The 20244-nt window shown below is 33.0% G+C and carries 22 protein-coding genes and 1 pseudogene; 7 read left to right on the top strand and 16 right to left on the bottom strand.

Going from position 1 to position 20244, the window contains the following annotated elements:
* Positions 1-435: pseudogene (locus tag ACKI32_RS08350) on the bottom strand (FprA family A-type flavoprotein); the annotation flags it as partial.
* Positions 436-524: 89 nt separating this feature from the next.
* Here ACKI32_RS08350 and ACKI32_RS08345 point away from each other — a divergent pair.
* Positions 525-1190 carry a histidinol phosphate phosphatase domain-containing protein gene (locus tag ACKI32_RS08345; RefSeq protein ID WP_407415372.1) on the top strand — a complete coding sequence of 222 codons (666 nt, stop codon included), beginning with the start codon at positions 525-527 and terminating at the stop codon, positions 1188-1190.
* Positions 1187-1651, top strand: coding sequence for a DUF2115 family protein (locus ACKI32_RS08340; RefSeq protein WP_407415370.1), 465 nt, complete (start codon positions 1187-1189; stop codon positions 1649-1651). The genes ACKI32_RS08345 and ACKI32_RS08340 overlap by 4 nt, the downstream gene beginning before the upstream one ends.
* On the opposite strand, the gene ACKI32_RS08335 is transcribed toward ACKI32_RS08340, so the two are convergent.
* Genes ACKI32_RS08335 through metG form a run of 5 tightly spaced genes read right to left on the bottom strand, consistent with a single transcriptional unit; the run spans position 1643 to position 7419 of the window.
* Positions 1643-2311, bottom strand: a complete 669-nt coding sequence (locus tag ACKI32_RS08335) for a 2,5-diamino-6-(ribosylamino)-4(3H)-pyrimidinone 5'-phosphate reductase (RefSeq protein ID WP_407415368.1) — start codon at positions 2309-2311, stop codon at positions 1643-1645. The genes ACKI32_RS08340 and ACKI32_RS08335 overlap by 9 nt on opposite strands.
* Before the next feature lie 13 nt (positions 2312-2324).
* A complete protein-coding gene (locus ACKI32_RS08330) occupies positions 2325-3338 on the bottom strand; it encodes an MraY family glycosyltransferase (protein ID WP_407415366.1) in 1014 nt (337 codons plus the stop codon).
* A gap of 36 nt (positions 3339-3374) precedes the next feature.
* Positions 3375-3839, bottom strand: coding sequence for a hypothetical protein (locus ACKI32_RS08325; protein WP_407415364.1), 465 nt, complete (start codon positions 3837-3839; stop codon positions 3375-3377).
* Positions 3840-3846: 7 nt separating this feature from the next.
* Positions 3847-5424: a DUF530 domain-containing protein gene (locus ACKI32_RS08320; RefSeq protein WP_407415362.1), complete on the bottom strand. Its 1578-nt coding sequence runs from the start codon at positions 5422-5424 to the stop codon at positions 3847-3849.
* A gap of 6 nt (positions 5425-5430) precedes the next feature.
* Positions 5431-7419, bottom strand: coding sequence for a methionine--tRNA ligase (gene metG, locus ACKI32_RS08315; RefSeq protein ID WP_407415360.1), 1989 nt, complete (start codon positions 7417-7419; stop codon positions 5431-5433).
* Positions 7420-7600: 181 nt separating this feature from the next.
* On the opposite strand from metG, the gene priL reads away from it, so the two are divergent.
* Positions 7601-8929, top strand: a complete 1329-nt coding sequence (priL, locus tag ACKI32_RS08310) for a DNA primase large subunit PriL (protein WP_407415358.1) — start codon at positions 7601-7603, stop codon at positions 8927-8929.
* On the opposite strand, the gene ACKI32_RS08305 is transcribed toward priL, so the two are convergent.
* Both ACKI32_RS08305 and ACKI32_RS08300 read right to left on the bottom strand, forming a co-directional pair.
* Positions 8919-9434 (bottom strand): hypothetical protein, encoded by a 516-nt coding sequence (locus ACKI32_RS08305; RefSeq protein WP_407415356.1) that lies wholly within the window; start codon positions 9432-9434, stop codon positions 8919-8921. The two genes, priL and ACKI32_RS08305, sit on opposite strands and share 11 nt — an antisense overlap.
* Before the next feature lie 14 nt (positions 9435-9448).
* Positions 9449-9553 (bottom strand): zinc-ribbon domain-containing protein, encoded by a 105-nt coding sequence (locus ACKI32_RS08300; protein WP_407415354.1) that lies wholly within the window; start codon positions 9551-9553, stop codon positions 9449-9451.
* A gap of 105 nt (positions 9554-9658) precedes the next feature.
* Between ACKI32_RS08300 and priS the strand changes: the two genes are divergently transcribed.
* Complete coding sequence (gene priS, locus ACKI32_RS08295) at positions 9659-10636, top strand: DNA primase catalytic subunit PriS (protein WP_407415352.1); 978 nt, start codon at positions 9659-9661, stop codon at positions 10634-10636.
* A complete protein-coding gene (locus ACKI32_RS08290; protein ID WP_407415350.1) occupies positions 10637-10894 on the top strand; it encodes a hypothetical protein in 258 nt (85 codons plus the stop codon). It abuts the gene before it with no gap.
* Here ACKI32_RS08290 and ACKI32_RS08285 read toward each other — a convergent pair.
* Complete coding sequence (locus tag ACKI32_RS08285) at positions 10889-11473, bottom strand: thymidylate kinase (RefSeq protein WP_407415348.1); 585 nt, start codon at positions 11471-11473, stop codon at positions 10889-10891. The genes ACKI32_RS08290 and ACKI32_RS08285 overlap by 6 nt on opposite strands.
* Positions 11474-11477: 4 nt before the next feature.
* On the bottom strand, positions 11478-12596 hold the full coding sequence (cofH, locus tag ACKI32_RS08280) for a 5-amino-6-(D-ribitylamino)uracil--L-tyrosine 4-hydroxyphenyl transferase CofH (protein ID WP_407415346.1): 1119 nt from the start codon (positions 12594-12596) through the stop codon (positions 11478-11480).
* Between the two features lie 173 nt (positions 12597-12769).
* Here cofH and comD point away from each other — a divergent pair, with 173 nt between their 5' ends.
* Positions 12770-13261 (top strand): sulfopyruvate decarboxylase subunit alpha, encoded by a 492-nt coding sequence (comD, locus tag ACKI32_RS08275; protein WP_407415344.1) that lies wholly within the window; start codon positions 12770-12772, stop codon positions 13259-13261.
* Positions 13262-13265: 4 nt separating this feature from the next.
* Positions 13266-13805, top strand: a complete 540-nt coding sequence (gene comE, locus ACKI32_RS08270) for a sulfopyruvate decarboxylase subunit beta (protein ID WP_407415342.1) — start codon at positions 13266-13268, stop codon at positions 13803-13805.
* A gap of 66 nt (positions 13806-13871) precedes the next feature.
* Here comE and hdrA read toward each other — a convergent pair whose 3' ends face one another.
* The 6 genes from hdrA to ACKI32_RS08240 form a co-directional block, all read right to left on the bottom strand.
* Positions 13872-16181, bottom strand: coding sequence for a ferredoxin:CoB-CoM heterodisulfide reductase subunit HdrA (gene hdrA, locus ACKI32_RS08265; RefSeq protein ID WP_407415340.1), 2310 nt, complete (start codon positions 16179-16181; stop codon positions 13872-13874).
* Entirely contained in the window at positions 16178-17119 is a 942-nt protein-coding gene (hdrB, locus tag ACKI32_RS08260) for a ferredoxin:CoB-CoM heterodisulfide reductase subunit HdrB (RefSeq protein ID WP_407415338.1), read from the bottom strand. Before hdrB ends, hdrA begins: the two co-directional genes overlap by 4 nt.
* Positions 17116-17709, bottom strand: coding sequence for a ferredoxin:CoB-CoM heterodisulfide reductase subunit HdrC (gene hdrC, locus ACKI32_RS08255; RefSeq protein ID WP_407415336.1), 594 nt, complete (start codon positions 17707-17709; stop codon positions 17116-17118). The genes hdrB and hdrC overlap by 4 nt, the downstream gene beginning before the upstream one ends.
* Positions 17710-17717: 8 nt before the next feature.
* The gene (locus ACKI32_RS08250) at positions 17718-18971 is read right to left on the bottom strand and encodes a methanogenesis marker 16 metalloprotein (RefSeq protein ID WP_407415334.1); all 1254 of its coding nucleotides are present in this window, start codon (positions 18969-18971) and stop codon (positions 17718-17720) included.
* Positions 18972-18983: 12 nt separating this feature from the next.
* Entirely contained in the window at positions 18984-19757 is a 774-nt protein-coding gene (gene comA, locus ACKI32_RS08245; RefSeq protein ID WP_407415332.1) for a phosphosulfolactate synthase, read from the bottom strand.
* 159 nt (positions 19758-19916) lie between these two features.
* Positions 19917-20204: a UPF0058 family protein gene (locus ACKI32_RS08240; protein WP_067042547.1), complete on the bottom strand. Its 288-nt coding sequence runs from the start codon at positions 20202-20204 to the stop codon at positions 19917-19919.
* Between the last annotated feature and the right edge of the window lie 40 nt (positions 20205-20244).

Raw genomic sequence — 20244 nt, 5'->3', positions numbered from 1 at the left:
TTTTAAAGTTCTCCCACCAATGTCTATTTCATCGCCAGTTGCGACAGCATTAATTTCTAAGTCTGAGAAGTTATGATATTGTGCTTCCAAAAAGTTAATACAGTTTTGTGAAGCATATATCTCGGCATCAGGATTATACTTGTCAATGGTATCTCTCAAGTAAGTTGAATGGTCCATTTCTGAATGGTTTTGCACAAATACATCAATTTTAATCTCTTTTCCTTCTTGTTCAAATGCATCTTCAATTCTTGCATCAAGTTGATCTTGTAATCCAGTGTAAGCATTATCAATCAATACTGTTTTTTCATCCCCAAATACTAAATATGCATTGTAAGTAGTGCCGGGAATGCCATATCCATGGAAAGTTCTGCTATTCCAATGGATAACACCTACCCAATAAACACCATCAGCTATTTTTACTGCTTTTGCTTTCATTTTAATACCTCAAAAAATATTAATCGTTATATAAGTTTATATTAAATGGCATATATAAAATATTATATTTAAGTTTAAGAGGTTATATTTTGAATAGAAGAATCGATTTACATATGCACAGTTTATTTAGTGATGGCGAATTATTGCCTTCTGAACTTGCAAGAAGGGCTTTAAAATTAAATCATGAAGCAATTGCAATCACAGACCATATTGATTGGTCAAATGTAGATACAATTACTTCAATCCAAGATGCTATTGATGACATCAATTCAAAATGGGACATTACAGTCATTTTAGGCGCTGAAGTAACTCATGCACCTTGTGAATCCATTGATGGAATTGCAGCTCGTGCAAAGGAATTAGGTGCTAAAATTGTCGTTGTTCATGGTGAAACATTGAATGAACCAGTTACCCCTGGAACAAATAGTGCTGCAGTTGAATCAGAACATGTTGATATCTTAGGACACCCGGGTTTAATAACCGTAGAAGAAGCAGAAAAGGCAAAAGAAAATGATATTTACCTTGAAATTTCTGCACGTAGCGGACACTGTCTTGGAAACGGACATATTGCAAATATTGCACGTGAAGTTGGAAATAAACTATTAGTTAATACTGATACACACTCCCCGGACAACATTATTACTTTTGAAAAATCCTATCAGATAGCACTAGGAGCAGGTTTAACTCATGATGAAGCCATGAAGGCTATTGTGGATAATCCAAGAGAACTTTTAAAAAGTAAAGGAATATTATGAAAGCATCAAAACTTTTAAAAATAATTAGAAAAAATTTAAAAGATTATCCTATTGATTATTTGAGAAACAAAGCTACTGATGATAGATATCGTGACCCTCTTGTAAAGCAGCTAGCAAAATATAACTCTGAAGTATATGATGAAATATACAGCATTGAACTTGAAGAAGATTTTCAAATAGATGATGATGTGATTAAAAACATTCAAGGTGATATCGGATATTATTTTGATAGATATTCTCCTGGAGATGCGGAAACTCGTGAATTTACAAAAAACATATCCCTATTTTTGGCGTTAATAGTCAAAAAGCCACTCCATCCATTTAGCGAAAATCAAAAAGATGACGTTTACTATTTCAACGGCACCTACTACTGTAAAGGCCGTGTGAAATACATTCTTGACAAAAAGTCTTTATGCAGATATTGTGTATGTAAAAATGTAGGATTCAGCGGATTATTTTAATACTTTATATGTTAAAATTAAATCCATTCCTAAATTAAAGGAATCAACAAGCTCAAGACGAATAGCTTCATCCATTGTGTCAAAACCTTCACCGTCAAAGAAAGTCTTTGCATTCACTCCACCAACAACCATTGGAGCAACACAAATTCTTATCTCATCAATCAAACCCGCCTTTATCATTGAAAAGTTTAGGGTAGCTCCTCCTTCAAGCATTAACTTTTCAATTCCCTCTTCATGGAGATAGCTCATCAATGAAACAAGATCAACACGTTTATCTCCTGAAAAGAAGAATTTGACTCCTCTTTTTTTGAAAGTTTCATACCTGTCAGAAGCCTTAAAATCTTCCTTATACTCATTAGCACAGGCAATTATTGTTTTTGCATCTTTATTTGTGATTCTTGAATCGATTGGTGTTCTGCATTTACTGTCAACCACTACACGTACAGGATTGTCATCTGGATTTGCATCGATTTTGTGAACAGTTAATCTTGGGTCATCAGCCAATACAGTTCCGATTCCAACCATAATCGCATCACAGTCTTTTCTTATTTCATGAACTCTTTTTAAATCCTCTTCACCTGAAATATTAGAGCTTCCTGTTGCAGTTGCAATCTTTCCATCCAATGTCATGGCTGCATTCAATATTACATATGGCCTCATCCATCTCACCTGATTAAATATGATAAAACATTTCTTTAATATGTAAGAAATTCATCAATGTTTGATTTTCAAGCATTCCAGGCATTATTAATGCAACTATAATACCCAATACTCCAAATAATATTCCAATACCCCAAATTACTTTAACTGCATCTTTTTCTGCAATTGGCCTTCTCAAAACTAGTCGGATTAATGATTTAAATCCTTGTTCCGGCCTTACTAATTTTCCTTCATCATTAAGTTGTGTAGGTTTGAATTGTTGACGTTCCATTACTCCAGCTGAGAAGAATTTCAAAGCCGCATCGATAATATTCGGCATTAAAACAATTAATGCAATTAATTTTACACGCCCAATAAATGCAATTGAAACAATAGCTGCACCAATAATCAATGTTCCAGTATCTCCAGGGAAAATCTTTGCAGGATATCTGTTAAAGTATAGAAATGCAACTAGAGCACCCAGCATACTCATGGAAATAATTGTCACATCATATTTTCCAAGTATAATACATGCAATTGTTAGTGAAGCCATGGAAATGACACCAAGACCGGATTCAATACCATTTAAACCTGCCAACATATTGGTCAAGTTAGATCCAATTGACAATGCAATAGGAATTGTTATTAAATATAATAAACCTACATTAGGTGGTGCGGCCCATATTAATGGAAGACCCGCTAAAAACAATAGGAAAAATTTCTCTTTTGAGGATAAAACAAGTAAATCATCCACAATTCCAATAATACCTACAAGCAATATTACAACTAAAACGATTACTAATGGAAATGCTAAGATATCATGCATATATATTCCGGAAAACATACCTATAGTGAATCCAAATAGTATTCCAAATCCACCCATTTCCGCAACAACAGGTTTCCAGGACTTATGAATGTCTTTTCCGACAATATCTGCCGCTTCTAATTTTCTTATAATCCTCGGCATTGTTAATCTTGTTATTAAAAATGATAATAAACCACAGATTATAGCAATAACATAAAGTGGAAGTTGGGGTAAAATCATCATAAATAATTATTTAGCATTCATTATTAAAAAAAGTAATTATTTTTTGTTTAAAATATAATAAACACTTCTAAGTGGAATATCTAATTTATCAGATATTTCTTTAGGTTTTAAACCATCTTTTTTAAGTTGTTTAATTTCATCATGGTCATATTTTCTTTTTCTATTATCAAATCGAGCATTAGCCTTTCTAAGCAGGTAATAAACTCTGTTAAGTGAAATTTCTAGTTTTTGTGAAATTTGTTTGGGAGTGAGACCCTCATCTGACAATTTTAAAACATAAAATTCAATTCCATTGCTTCTAGACTTGGCTCCCCAATTATAGTGCCTTTTAACATTAATGTCAAGTTGTTTTAAGGCATCGATATAAGTGTTGGATGTTCTATTATAGACACTGGGAGAACATGTTATCTCTTCCAGATTAGGATATTCATCTATTAACTCAACAATCATTGATGATGTTAAAGTTTTTGTTATATGAATTGTTGTTGTGTCTTCATCCATCTAATCACTATTTTTTAATTAAATCTAAGAATTTTTTGGATTTGTCGCTTTTTGGATTTTGAATTTGATCTATATTCTTAAGTTCTTTTTTGATTCTGGATTCATTAATATTAAATGCATTGCTAATATCACTTAGCTCTATATTTGAATTTGAGTATATTAGTGCCGCACCCAATGCAACATGGTTGAACTTAATGTTTGAACTTTTGATTTGTTTTTCAAATTTAAATTTTTCATATAATAACAAATCCATTTCGGGAACTGGAATAATCTTAATATCCGTATAATCATTTAAAATCTCAATTACATTGTCATAAGTGGTTTGAAATACTTTTCTTTGTTCTCTATCTAATTCTACCCTGATATATGGGAATGGTCCATTATCGATTTTTCTTGAGTTATTGGAAGTTGTCAAATAATATTTGAACATGTCCCATAAGATTAATGTTGATGCAATGTTTTTTAAAGTATTGTTGTAAATGTTATCTCTTACCTTTAAATCTTTTCTCAAAGACCTTGTCATGTTTCCAAATTTATCGAAATAGCCTAATTTTATAAATGTTTCCTCAATTTGAGTTTCTCTCCATGATTCAATTGCGTCATAATCATATTGATCAATGAAATCAGGAGTTCGGTTTTGATACTCATCAATCACATCATAGTATTTATTCAACCTTTTAAAATCAGTCAGTCTTCTCTTTAGGATATCATCCTTTATGTCATCGATGATTTCATGAGCATATTTCACATAAGCAATTGCAAGAGCTGTTCTTGCGTGCTTATCATCAATGATTGCAGGTTTGGTCCTGTGGAATCTTAAAGCTTCGATTCTTACATCTTTACCATACCTGTTCCTTACCTCCTCCTCATAGTTAGTTACATATTCGGAGTCAAGCGTGATGTTTTTCCTAATTACGCGATTATTTTTATCTTTAAATCGAATCACAAGAGCAATAGTTTTAACAACACCCTTTCTCTCTTGTTTTAAAATGTTCAATACTTGTTTGAGTGCTTCTCTTCCATATCCTGAAAGTTCAGTTCTCAAAACCATATAATTTCCCGAAAGGGGAAGGTGAGGTATTATTCCTATTCTGTGTGTTGATTCTCGCTTAATTTTAAAAGCAAAACCTTCATTTCCACAAACGCATTTCCCATTCATTTGCTTATATTCATCAATTGAATATTTTTTATAGCAGGACCCGCATTTCACATATCCAAATTGTTCCAAGTTTCCGATTGCGATTTTATGTGAATCAATAGCTGATTTAACCCTATCGAGAATATTTTTTTTCGCATTAGCTTTCATTCTAAATATCTGATTATGGCGACTGCTTTCACCAATTTCATCGATGGCCACATCAGCTAATGTTTTGGTACCATATTTGTTCAGGGATGTGAAAGGAGTGGTGTATCCTTGAGCATCCATATCATCTTTAAGGTTTTGCAAATGGTTTAATCTGTCAACTAGTTTAAAGTAAAGACTTTTGAAATTTTCAAATTCTTCAATGCCCTCTAAGCTAATTGAATCATTTGAAATTTCTTTTAAGTAGCTCTCGGCTTTGTTTACCAGGACAGATTCTTGCATTTTAATCTATTGAATTCTTTCGCCAACTTTTCCATTTTCATCTGGGGAGAGTAATGCACCAGTCTCACCAGTAGCTAAAATCATACCTTCGGATAATGTATTGAATAATTTAGCTGGTTGTAAGTTAGCTACAACACAGACTTTTCTGTCAACTAATTCTTCTGGAGAATAGAATTTAGCAAGACCCGCAACGATTTGTCTAGGTTTATCTTCTCCGATATCCACTTGTAGTTTTAATAATTTGTCAGATTTTTCAATTTTTTCTGCTTCTAAAACTTGACCAATTTTAATTACAACTTCATCAAAATCATCTATACTGATTAAATCACTCATATTTTCATCCTCACTTTCTTTTAGGTTTTCTTTTAATTTTGCTTTTTCAGCTTCAATTACTTCATCATCAATTTTTTTGAATAATGGTTTAGCTTTATTGATTTTATGACCAACAGGTAAAAATACGCTTGCATCTTTCCATTGGGATAAATCTTCAATGTTTAATATTTTAGCAATTGCTTCCGCTTTTGTTGGCAGGTATGGTTTTAATGTGAATGCCAATGTTTTTGCTAATTGATTTGATAAGTATAGGCAGTTTGCTGCTTTTTGAATATCCTCTTTTACGGCTTTCCAAGGTTCTTGATCGTTGAAATACTTATTTCCTTTTTTAGCTACCTTAAATATTTCAAGTAAACCTTCCCTAAATTCAAATTGTGATATATATTCGCCTGCCTTTTCAGGTAATCCTTCAATAGCATTTCTAAATTCTTCATCTTCAGCGGAAGGATTTGCATATTCTGGAATTTCATTGTCAAAATACTTACGGGTGAAAGTAAATGTTCTGTGCAGGAAATTACCTATTACATCTGCAAGTTCATCATTATTTCTTCTTTGGAAATCATCCCATGAAAAGTCTGAATCTTTATTTAAAGGAGCATTGATTGTTAAATAATATCTAAGCAAATCAGGTTCATAATTTTTTACAAAATCAGCAATCCAAATAACCCAATTTTTACTTGTTGACATTTTTTCTCCTTCAAGAGATAAAAATTCACCTGCATAAATCATATCAGGTAATTTACAACCATATGCTTTTAATAATCCTGGCCAGAAAATTGAATGGTGGTATATAATATCTTTTCCAATAAAGTGAACTACAAAATCGCTCCAATATTCTTCCCATTTCCTGCCGGATTGGGCTGACCATTGTGATGCTGATGAGATATAACCTAAGAATGCTTCAATCCAAACGTATAATACTTTACCTTCTGCTTCATCTAAAGGTACAGGAATACCCCAATCCATATCTCTTGTTAAAACCCAGTCATTCAAACCATCTTGTAACCAGTTTGAAGCATAATTTTTAACGTTTGCCGGCAAGTTATCATTATTTTCAATGTAGTCTTTTAAGTCATCTTCAAATTCAGATAATTTAAATGCATATTGGAAGGTATCTTTAATAACTGGAGTTGTACCGCAGGTTATACAATGAGGTTCATCGAGTTCAGTCGGATCCAATGCCCTTCCACATTTTTCACAGTGATCACCACGAGCTTCAGACCCACAAACAGGACATAGTCCTTCAACATACCTATCAGGCAAGAATTTATTACAATTTGGACAATATAACTGTTGGATATCCTGTCTGTAGATATATCCATTGTCATATAAATCCTTGAAGAAGTTTTTAGCTATTTCGTAGTGAGCTTCATCAGTAGTTCTTGTAAAATTATCCAAAGATATGTTCATTGACTCTACATCACGAACAATCATATCATGATATCTTTTTGAAATTTCAATCGGTTTTTTATTCTCTTTATCCGCCTTAACTGCAATTGGAGTTCCATGTTCATCGGTAGCACAAACCATCAGCACATCATTTCCAACCATTCTATTATACCTGGCGTAAATATCAGCAGGCAAATAAGTAGAACGGATATGGCCTAAATGACATGGACCATTTGCATAAGGAAGTGCACATGAAATAAAAATTTTAGACATTTATCTTTTCCCCTTATTTATTTTAAACATATAATAATTATGTTATTCATTATATAAGAAAGTAATATTTTTAATGGGTTTTAACTTAAGATTTTCATAATGAAAAAATTAATAATTATCCAACAATATTGCTTTTTAAAATAGGATATCTATTTAAAACATAAAATTAAAACTTAAAAGCATGGCTGAAGTTTCATATATAAACCCATTATCCAATGAAGGAAGACAAATTATTAGAGCTTACGGAGATTTGGACCAAATATTCGAAGAAGACGAAGCTTTAATTGATATTTGTACCCATACAACAAATCAAAGGATATCTGATGATTCATTAATTCCAAAATCATACTATGATTTGGCTTTTAAGCGTATGCAATGGGCAATCGAGAAAAAAAATAATAAAAACTTCACCCAATCTGAATTTGAATATTTGACAAATGAAGATTTATTCACACAGGATGTTGTAACATTCCACATTTTATGTCAAGCCATAGCAATACAATTTAACCTTGGATCACGTGAAACAAGACTTTTTATCGAATCACAAGGAACACTTATTTTAGAAAGGCTTGCAAAAATACCTCCAATGTCAAGAGCTGATATCATTGATGAGGTACTTGATGAAGTAAAAATAGACGGTTCAATTAACTGGAAATCACTTAGCGAAGTTGTTGCAACAAAAAAACTTAAATTAACTGATTTACTGATTGATGAAGGAAACATCATTCTTCAACAGGACGACTTTTTAGAAAGGTTTGCAGATGAATTTACAGACAGAAGTCCCGACAGAATGTATAACATTTTAATTGGAGACAGTGTAAAAGAGCAAATCCTATCAAGATTAATCATGCAAAAGACAGAGAAATACATTGCAAGAATTAAAGAAATGTCAGCAAGAATTGAAATCCATCCCGCCATTATAAAAATTGCTGAAAATTTAAAAGATTTCATTCCAGAAGAAATCAGCAAATATAATCAATATTATGCTGGAAGTGGCGGAATATACGGTAGTGTTCAAGCTGGAAAATTAAATCCGGATGCATTTCCACCATGTATTAAAACAACAGTTGAAGGAGTGTCTTCTGGTGGGCGTAACGATGCAATTGTACTTTTATTAACTTCATTTGCATCATATGCAAGATTATATCCAAGAATATTTGCTTCAGACGAGACAGTTAAAGTTTCTGATATGGATCCTGATTTATCCATTACAGAAAATGAAATATTGCCTTTAATCTTTGATGCTGCAGACAACTGTTCACCACCATTATTTGATGACCAACCACAAGAAAAAATCAATATCATCTCAAAATTAGGTTTTGGAATGCATGAAACAGTAGATATTAACCATGAAGGTGAAACCAAATGGTACACACCAATGAGTTGTGAGAAAATTAAAATACACTTACCTAACCTTTGCCATCCAGATAAGTCCTGTAAAGGTATAAATAATCCATTATCTTGTTATGGGCGTAAAAAATACCAATTAGACCAGGAAGCTAAAGACTAGATGCTGAAAACTGGAAAGGATTATGATTTTCATGAATTGCATCATAATATTTGTTTAAAATCTTGGATTCCCACATATTATAATTATTTTGTTCTTGTTTTTCAAAATTATAAGCTAAGATACCAATTTTGCGTTCATACTCATCAATACCTTTTAATTCACAAAATTCTGTTATAATATCTGGAATATACTCACAAGGATCATCACTACTGAATTCCAAAAACTCCTCATATTCATTTTTAGAAAAAAAGTCCTCTTCACTAACAGGGTCTTCATGAGATTCAATTGTGAATAATTCAATATAAATATTATCAGCTAATGGTAATTGGTTTAATTCAATTCCAAGTCCATAAACTTTACCATTTTCCAAATTTAATACTGTATGGCCTGTTCTTATTCCTGCCATCCAATTGTCAAATGCTGGTTTTACAATCTCTTCCGGAGTTAATCCTGATAAAACCGTTTTAAGGTGTTCAACTCCAATTACTTCAACTATTTCTTCCATAATATCAAATATCTTTAAAAATCATCGTCTTCATCTATGCAATATATATCATATCCGCAGTTAGGACAATATTCTTCACCGTCTTGAACCATTGTACCGCAAACTGGACATTTAATCATATATATCATTATTTTTACAATATCTAATAAATTTTTTCAAAATCATGTTTGCACAAAATCACATCTACAAAAATAATTAATACTTAAAAAAAGTAACTTATAATCATGTTTTCTAAAGCTACATTAAAAGAAAGAAGACAATACTATCGTGAAGAATGGGACCCTAAAGACTTGCCTGACTTCATATCCACTGACATTAAAAAAAGGGAGTTTGGTTTTGACCACAACGGCAGAGGACCAAACGATAGATATAAAGTCTTTAAGGGAACAGAATCCTTAAGGAAATTCTTACGATACAAAGCTCCTTTTGCAGCATATATTTCAGTAGCTTTCTACAACAATCCAAGAAGGCGGGAAGACTGGTTAAAAGCCGAGTATATTTTTGATGTTGACGCAAAGGATATTCCAATTAGGTCATGCCAATGTGATGGAGTTTGTGAGGTTTGTCTTGGAGAAGCTTTAGAAATAGTAAATTCATTAATTGATACATTGCAAGGAGATTTAGGTCTAAAAAATATCCATTTAATCTATTCAGGTCGTGGATACCACATTAGGATTTTAGATAAAGAAATGATGGAGGCTTCAAGTGAACTTAGGTCTGAAGTATTGAAGTATGTTGCTGGAGCAGAGGTTCCTAAATCCCAATTCATCAATTCAGAAGTTTCAAATCAAAGTTTCAACTTTGAACATTTCACAATTCCTATCGGTTATTCAAAAATATTCACCGATAAGGTAAAGTTTAATATCGGGCATTTGGTTGGAAATGAAAAGATTGATGGAATAAACCCAAAACTAATGAAAGACATAATGGCTTCAAGACATCACTTGGAAAATGATAACTGGGGCTACTTTAAAAGAGATATTGGGCCAAGACGTTATAAAAATCTTGTTGAAGCTATGGCTCGTGTAAATCTTGCAACAATAGATGCAAAAGTAACAATTGACCTAAAAAGGATTTTAAGGCTCCCTTCTTCACTTCACTCAAAGGTCAGTATGAAATGCATGGAAGTTAAAAACAGAGAAACTTTTGATCCTTTTGATAAAGCCGTTCCTAAATTCGTTTATGAAAGAAAAGGTGTTTAAATGGACGATGTTTTAAGAGAAATTTTAAGAAACAATGAGTATTTTGAAGAAGTAAATGAAAATAGATTTATTCCCCAATATTTGGGATTAATTGTTAATGGCGTCGTTGTATATAACGTAAACTGGATAGACATTGTTGAAAAAGAAATAATATTCATGAACAAAGACATTCAAGCCCATCCAATAGTTTCACTTACTTTAGAGAACTTAAATTCTTTAATGATAATTACAGACGCTGGAATAAAAGAAGTATTATGAGAGTAGTCTATCAGACTCTAAACATTTAGTTATTATTTTTTCACTGATTACCTCAGCTGCATCATCACCTGGAATTACATTCCAATTATATGTGAATTTTTGTGATTTTAAACGATTTTCCCTTAATGAATCGATATTTTCAAATATTTCTGTTTCTTCGCCACGTGAATCCATTCTCCTTAAAGATTCTTCAGGGCTTACATCCAAAAAGAACATGCAATCGGATGTTGGAAGTACAAAAACAACAATTTTATAAACAATCGTATTTATAACATCCGGAAGATACATTACAGCCAGTATATACCTTGAAAATATTAAAACATCAACTTTATCATCATGAGTGTATTTTACAACAGATCTAATTGCATCAAGGCCAAAATAAACAGTTGCTTTGATTTTATTTACTTTACCAGTTTTTAAAAGGGCTTGTTTTGATTTTCTACCAAATTTATTGTCACAACATGGATGGGACCTTACGGTTACCGACCGGCCCTGTTTTTCATACATCTCAGCAAGCAACCTTACTTGTGTATCCTTACCAGACCCATCTAACCCATCAATAACAATAAACTTCTTCATAAATTCACCCTATTGGATAAAATTCCGTATATTTTGAGTTTCGCTCGATTGGATTTCTTCCAAGGTTTTTAACCATTTTTGCCAATGTCTCGATTGATGCTTCAACTCCATCAGGTGCTCCTGAAGCTTCAGACAGTTCATCTCCACCCAATGTTCCTCCAAGGTCATTTGCACCGGCTGTTAAAGACACCTGAGCGAATCTGAATCCCATTTTTACCCAGGATACTTGAATATTTGGAATCAAATCCCTAAACATTAATCTGGAAACTGCATATAATTTCAAATCCTCTGTTCCGGTAGCTCCAAGGTTTCTTTGACCTTCCAAAAATATTGGAGAATATTCATGCATAAAAGTCATTGGGATAAACTCAGTAAATCCTTGAGTTTCTTCTTGTAACCTTCTAATAATGTCAATATGTTCCACCCTTTCTTCTAAAGTTTCTACATGACCATACATGATTGTTGCTGAGCCGGGAATTCCAACTTCATGAGCTGTTTTGACTATATCAATCCATTCTGCCACACTTACTTTTTCAGGACAAATCAATTCCCTAGAGCGATCAGTCAAAATTTCAGCAGCTGTTCCTGGCAATGTATCCAGACCAGCATCTTTCAATCTTTCACAGCCTTCAGATAAACTAATGCCTGAAAGGTCACAGGCATCCCTAATCATTGTTGGAGAATATCCATGTATCGCAACTTTTGGATAATTGTCCTTTAATAATGAAAGTAAATGTTCATAATAGTCAATGTCTGCATTTGGAAGTACTCCTCCCATCAATGTGAATTCACGAGCACCATTTTCAACAGCCCCATGAGCTTTAGCTAAAATCTGCTCATCATTTAAAATGTAGGCTTCAGGGTCATCTGCATCTTTTCCAAATGCGCAGAATCCACATCTAACAATACATACATTGGTAAAATTTATATTACAGTTGTTAATAAAAGTCACATCGTTTCCAACGATTTTACTCCTTAAAAAATCAGCAGTTGCAAGTAAAGGATATAAATCTGCCCCTTTAACATTCATTAAATGGTTTGCCTCTTCAACAGAAATCTCCTCGTCTAGAGATTTGGTTAAAATCTTTTCTGTTTCAGAAGAAATGGGTAGTTTATCAAACATGATTATATATAACTATTTGGTTAAATAAAAAGGTTACTATTTTTATTTAAAAATTATGAAAATTTAGAATAACTTAAATGAAAATTGACTTAAAATATTCACAATAAAGAAAAAATAATGTTTTAAAATATATTTTTATAATATGAACAATATATTTAAATTGAAGTGATACAATGGACAGTAGTGAAGCTATTTTTGATGCTCTTAAAGATACGGGAATTAACTTTATTGTTAGTGTTCCCTGTGTAAACTTATCAAAATTATTGAATATGATAGATGAAGATGAAGAGATTATCCATGTGCCCGTTACCCGTGAAGAAGAGGGAATTGGAATATGTGCCGGAGCTTATCTTGGAGGAAAAAGACCAGCCATCTTAATGCAGAATTCAGGACTTGGAAACTCAATAAATGCATTAAAATCCCTTACAGAATTATATAAATTTCCACTGCTCATGATAATGAGCCATAGGGGAACTGAAGGTGAAAACATCTGTGGACAAGTTCCAATGGGAGAGTCAACTCCAAGAATACTCGAAGCAATGGATTTCAGATTTTTTAAACCTGCAAATCCTGAAGCAGCATATGAAGATATAAAATTAGCATGGGATTTGTCTGTTGAAGAGGGAAAACCTGTAAGTGTACTTTTAGAAATCAAATATTGGTGATAACATGAAAAGAAGAGATGCAATAAAAGATATTATGAAAAGTATTGAGGACGAAATTGTTGTTTGCAATATTGGATTTCCATCTAGAGAATTGTATGACATTCAAGACAGAGACAAAAATTTCTACATGATTGGATCAATGGGGCTTGCCTCATCAATCGGTCTTGGACTTGCACTTGCAAAACCTAACGAGGATGTTGTTGTAATTGACGGCGACGGATCTCTTTTAATGAATATGGGCTCACTTGCAACAATATTTGCAAATAATCCTAGAAATCTAACATGGATTGTAATAGATAATGGGGCTTATGGCTCAACCGGTAATCAGGACACATACACCCAGGAAATTGATTTAGTTGATGTTGCAAGAGGAGTTGGATTTAAAAATAGTTACTATTTTGAAGATGTTAACTTGAAAGAATTCATTAAAAGTGATGATGCAAGTTTTATTGTATATAATTGCGAACCGGGCAATTCAACTGCACCGATTATTGATTTGAGTCCAATCGCTATTAAAAATAGATTCATGAAATCCATTGAATAGCTTTATTATCATATGAATGCATAGATTTAGGAAAAGAAATCCTTAAAAAAATTATGAAAAATGAAGCTATAATTTCGCTTCATCCAATTCTTCTATTTTTTTATCAAATTCTACGAATTTACGGGCAAGTCCTGAGAAATAAGGAATATATACTTTTGAGAATGTAATTCTTTCAGGGTTTTGACCCAATTCACAAATTCTGTCTTTAACCCTTTGGATTTTACGTTCAACTTCATCATACATTAAGTCTCCAGGGAATTCTCCAATGAATATTCCATCAGCACCATTTTCAAGAGCATATATGATATGTTTTGGCCTTACACGGTTAACGGAAATTACCTTAATAATGTGTATTGATTCCGGATATGAAAGTCTGTTAACTCCAATATTATCAGCTGCTGTATAACCAATGTTATCCAAGAATACCAAAATCATACGTTCACCGTCTTGTTTTTTAGACAATACTCCCTTAATTGTAGACATAATCTTTTCATCAATGTTACCATTGACAGTAATGGCTCTTTGGTTACATCCAACTAAACATTTTCCACAACCTGTACAGCTCATTGGGTCAATGTAGATTTCATCGTTTTGAATACTCATGGACTTGTATTTACAACGGGAAATACAGTCACCACAGACAATACACCTCTCTGGATTGATTTCTGCAATAAACGGTTCGATTTCCACACCACCATAGTTGTATTCCCCAACCTTCGATGCAGCTGCAGTTGCCTGCATGATGGAATCTGTAATGTCTTTTGGTTCATGAGCTGTTCCACATACAAATATTCCCTGTACATCTGTTGCCACAGGCTTGATTTTAGGGTGTGATTCTTTGATAAAGCCATCTTCAGTTGTACCAATATTTAAGATTTCTGCAATTTCACATGTACCTTTTGACGGTTCCATTGCAGTTGAAAGCACTACCATATCAGCTTCTATTTCTACAAATTCGCCTTTTAGCGTATCTTCAGTTCTAACTATAAAGTTGTCTCCTTTTTTAACAACTTCTCCAGGACGACCACGTAAGAACCTAACCTCATTTTCCTGAGTGTGCTTGTAGTATTTTTCAAACATTCCAGGAGTCCTAATATCAGTATAACAAATCAAAACATCAGTTTCAGGATATTTGTGTTTGATGATATTTGCATTTTTAAGTGCTACAGTACAACATATTTTAGAACAATATTTGTGTCCATCCGGCTTTTCATCACGTGATCCTACACATTGTATCATTACAATACGTTTTGGAACTTCACCATTTGCCTTTAGGAGTTTACCTTTTGTAGGGCCGTTTACTCCAGTGATACGACCCAATTCTGATTGAGTTATTACATCCTCATACCTATCATAACCATATTCAGGACGTTTTTCCATGTCAAATAGCTTATGGCCTGTTGCAACAACAATAGATCCTACTTGAAGCAGTGACTTTTCCGGTTTTCCCCTAAGCTTTATGGCCCTCATATTACATGCCTTAACACAGTTACTGCATTTTGTACAATTTTCAATGTCAATAACATATGCTTCAGGATATGATTGTCCGAATGGCCTGTAAATAGCTTTTCTCATTGATAGATTATCGTTCCAGTCATTTGGAACTTCCACTTCACATGCTTCGGCACATTTACCACATGCAATACATTTTTCCGTATCTACATATCTCGGAGATTTCTCCAATATCAAGTTATAGGTTCCAGCTCTCCTTTCAGCTTCAATAACTTTGGTGTTTGTTAAAACCTCAATGTTTTCATTCCAAACAAGTTCATTTAAAATCGGGTTCAAAAGACACATTCCACACTCTTCAGCGATTTTAACAGGTGAGAAAACCTTACCTATTTTAGCCATGTGCCCTCCGATTGATGGAGATTGTTCAATAAGAGTTACTTTGGTTCCTTGTTTAGCTAATGATAATGCAGCATTCATTCCAGCTATTCCCCCACCAATCACTGCCACTTCATCCGGTGTTTGGCAATAAATTGGATCCACTGCATCTGACTGTTTAACCTTTTCAATTGATGCATTAATAAGTGTAATAGCCTTATGGGTTGCTTTCTCTTTATCTGAATGTACCCATGAACATTGCTCTCTTATATTGGCCATATCCATCAAATAAGGATTTAGAGGTTTTACATAGTCTTGGAATGTTTTTTCATGGCTTATTGGTGAACATGCTGCTACTACAACACGGTCCAAATCATGTTCAAAAATTGCATCTCTAATAATTTTACGTCCATTTAAAGAACATAAATTTTCAAATTGTCCTATAAATTCAACATCTAAAGAAGCTCTTACTTCATCCAAATCAACAATATCTGAAATATTTCCTCCACATTCACATAAAAACACGCCAACTTTTAAATCATCCCTCATTTTTTAACCTCCTTTAATTCCTTAATAATAGAATCAACAGGAACAGTATGTGCTTTCACTCCAATAACTTTATCAAAATCCCCGCCCATTGCAAGGGCTATGAATTGTGCAATATTTAAATGAATTGCTTTGAAGTCTCTTCCTTCACGTTTTCCGATTAAATGTTGATATCTATCGAATTGAATATGGCAATTTGGACATAAATGAACCAAAATATCAACATCTTCATCATCAATTGCATTCATTTTATCAGCAGTAGCTGTAAAAGATAAATCCGGATTGGAATATCTTTGTCTAAAACCTGTCCCACAAGTAGCTCTTTTGTGGTCATACCATCCGATTGTTTTACAACCACATTCCTCTATTAGCTCATCCATGATATTTGGGTCACGCACTCCACCAATAGTATCTTCATAGTGTACTTTACAATAATGGCATCCGTGATGAGTTGCAATTGTATAATCACTTAAATCATACTTAATATTGTCTTTAATTTCATCTTTTTTACCATATAAAATATCCACTACATGAAATATGTTTTCTGTTGGTTTTAAATCATCTTTTTCATATTTTAAGTGTGATAATCCATTGTCATCAAATAATTGATTAATATGATTTCTCAAATCATCTTTTTTATTGAGTAATTTAACTGATTTTTTATTAATTGCATAACATGTTGCACACATCATAACAAGATTAGGTCTTCCCATATCTTTTGCTATTCTAAAATTCCTTGCACCAATAGCTGATGTATCAATTTGGTTAAATACATCTGAATAGTGACCTAAACCAGTGCAACAGGTTTGCTTTTCTGAAATTGCATAGTCAATTCCAAGTTTGTCAAAGACAAATTTTGTTGATGATTCAACCCCCGGATATTCTACGCTTACAAGACAACTCCTAAATAAAAGAATATCCTTATCAGGAACGTTTTTCATTTTTCAACCTCCTGAGATGATCTTATTTTATCAATTTTATCTTTAAAACCAGTAATTGTTAAAATTGTACTTACCTCATCAATAACTTCATTTGATGGCATTAATGGAGGGTCCAATTCCAATTCATTTCTTATTTCATCCAAGTGTTGTCTAAAATCCCACCAACCAGGTACATCATGGTCAATGTCTGTGAAAAATATTTCCGGAATTGCACCAATAGCTGCTGTGAAGTATGAGTCTGCAAAGCCCAAGTATTCATATAATTTATCATATCCCATCTCATTTTCTATTGCAATCTGTTTTAGTATTTGATTTACCTCACATACACTGTTCCCCACAGGACAAACACTATGGCAAGTATAGCAATAAAAACAATTCCATATATTATCATCTTTTAAGATTGATTTATCACCGTCTAAGACCCTTTCAATTATATCTCTTGGATTGTAGTCACTATGTCGTGCTGCAGGACATGTTGATGTGCACATTCCACATTGTACACATTTTAAAACTCCTTCTTCTTTTGAGTTTTTCACGTCATTTATTATTTGTTCTGCAAAGTCTATTGGTGAATCAGTAATTTTTTGCATATCCTCACCTATAATTTAAACTCTTTATTTTGAATCATTTTCTTTAATTTTAATGATAATTTATTTGCCCTTAGTCTATCTGATTGTCTACAAATAATAGGAATATTTACATCACAACCATTAATCTTTAAATCAACACTACCTGTATTCATGTCAAATGCATTGTTGCGACAGAAATTAGCACACATTCCACATCCAAAACAATATGCCAGGTTTAAACTGCCTTTTTTAAATGCATTAGTAGGACATATCTCTTCAACTGTACATGAGCTGCAATTTTCACATTTATTCCCATTATACCTTGGTCTTAAATCATTTTCTGCCCACATTTTTTGATAATTTGTATTATCTAATGGCAAGTGACGTCCTTTGATGTCTGCCACCGGCAAATCAATCATATCATCAGTGATAAGTAAATTATTATAGATTTCCTCATTCAATACAGGTATTGGAATGGCCACTGTATCATAAACCTCCCCACCCTGGCCGGTCTTAAATCCTCCAATATAATATGAATCCATTTTTGTTAAATCGGCTGATAGCATTAAATTCGGCTTTTCAGGACTTGACCTTGTTCCATCCCCCAAGACATATCCTTGAGCACCATTTATAAGAACTTTACACCCTTCTTTTATGACATTATGTGGAATATCGTTTTGAAGTGGGTTTAAATCACCACAGCCTGAAAATGTTAGGCCTCTGAGATTGCCTTCAAGTGGTGTTGCTGCAAATATTGATGATACTGCTTCATTGTTTGGATTTGTAAATGCAGTGTAGTTTTTAAATGCCATACGTGATCCTATAATTTGTGCTCTTGTAATATCTTCAATTGTTATTGTATTTTCTATTGTTTTATTGTCGGCACTTTCCACTCTTACGTCAATTTCCTTGCCTTCAAGTATTTCCTTAAGCAAGAATCCTCCACCATAACTTTCATCATAAATCGAATGGCTTGTACCATGAAGAATCACATCAACTGAACCTAACCATTCATTTGGACAAGGCCCTGCGTAGGCCGGAACTCCGTTTAGGTAAACTTCACGAGCCCTTATGAATCGTCCAGGTTCAGAAATTATAAAGTTTAAAATGGCCGCTGTTCCACTCATTACCCCACAGGTACCACATGTCACAACATCCACTTCATCAAAACTTGGAGCATCCCCCTTTTTAATGATTTTTTTGAACTCTTCAGCAGTGTAAATATTAGCTTCACCATTATCAATTTTTTCATTAATCTGGTCGATTGTACGATTATTAGTCAATTTGAATACCTTCTATTTAATTTTGCCAACGGTATCTCCTCTTAAACCTTGTCTTAAGGTTTCAAGGGATGTGATATCATCGCTTGATACATTACCTAAGTTAACTGCGTTTCCTAATTTTAGTATGAAAAAGACTTGTTGGTCTTTGTTTGGAGCTTCCCAAAGGATTTTATCCCCATCGATTTTATCTAAAATAGCATCAATTTCATCTTCTTTTGCATTACCGGACTTATCAAATATTCCAATATTTTTCCCACCTTCTCTAGCTTCAACAATAACTAGTGATGAACCTGCATCCAGCTCTTCCTGCATGTTTTTGATTCTCTCATCCAATGTGAGTTCCCTATCAAGATTTGGGTCTTTTTTACCGACTTCAGATAGTACTTCAAAGCCTTCTTCTTTAGCACGTTTGATGCAGTTTAATTTATCGTTATGATGAATGTTTACTGAACCGTCAGATATCTCTATTGCTGGAAAACCCAATTCGCGAGCTTCTTCAAAGAATTCTGTCAATTTATGTGCATTGTAAGCTAGTTCAAATAATGTACCTCCAGTATAAGGAGTTATATCATGATTTTTATACATTTCGACTTTTGCTTTGATAATATCCCTATCATGGACAATTGAGGTTCCCCAACCGAATTTTAAATAATCAACATAATCTCCAGAGATGTTCATCAGACTTTCTGCAGTCTCAAGGCCTAAACCTTTATCCAAGACCATTGTTATTCCACAGTTTCTTGGCTTTTCTTCTCTTTTTTTAGATAAAAATTCAAATGATTTCAAAATATCACGCGTGTTAATTTTTTTATTTTATAGATAATAACTTATTGTATTTAAATATTATTAACAGTTTGCTTTAAATTAAAAAAAATGCCGTTATAAAAGACCTTAAAAAAAATAACAGATATAATATTAAAAAAAATAGTAAAAAAATAAAAGAAATTAGTCAGCTTTCATTTCATTTTCAGATCTTGTAACAAGGTCTGAAAGTGAATTGCGGACATTTTCAGGGATTGAATTATCTTCTTTATCAGCAATTACCTGAGAAATAATTTTACATAAAACAAAAATAGCATGTTTGTGTTCCGCTTTTGTCTTATGAATGTGATGAGGGCTTATTTTAAGTGTTATATATTCACTGCAGTCGTTTGTGATTTGATCGTCTTCAGCCAAGTATTTTAAAACATATACCAAAAATTGATGTAATTGTATCATTTCGTCTTTATACATATATATCTAACCCATAAATTAACTAATTTAAGTTAGTTAA

This window comes from Methanobrevibacter sp. (assembly GCF_045611865.1).
Classification (GTDB): Archaea; Methanobacteriota; Methanobacteria; order Methanobacteriales; family Methanobacteriaceae; genus Methanocatella.
This window is presented reverse-complemented; position numbering and strand designations above follow the sequence as displayed.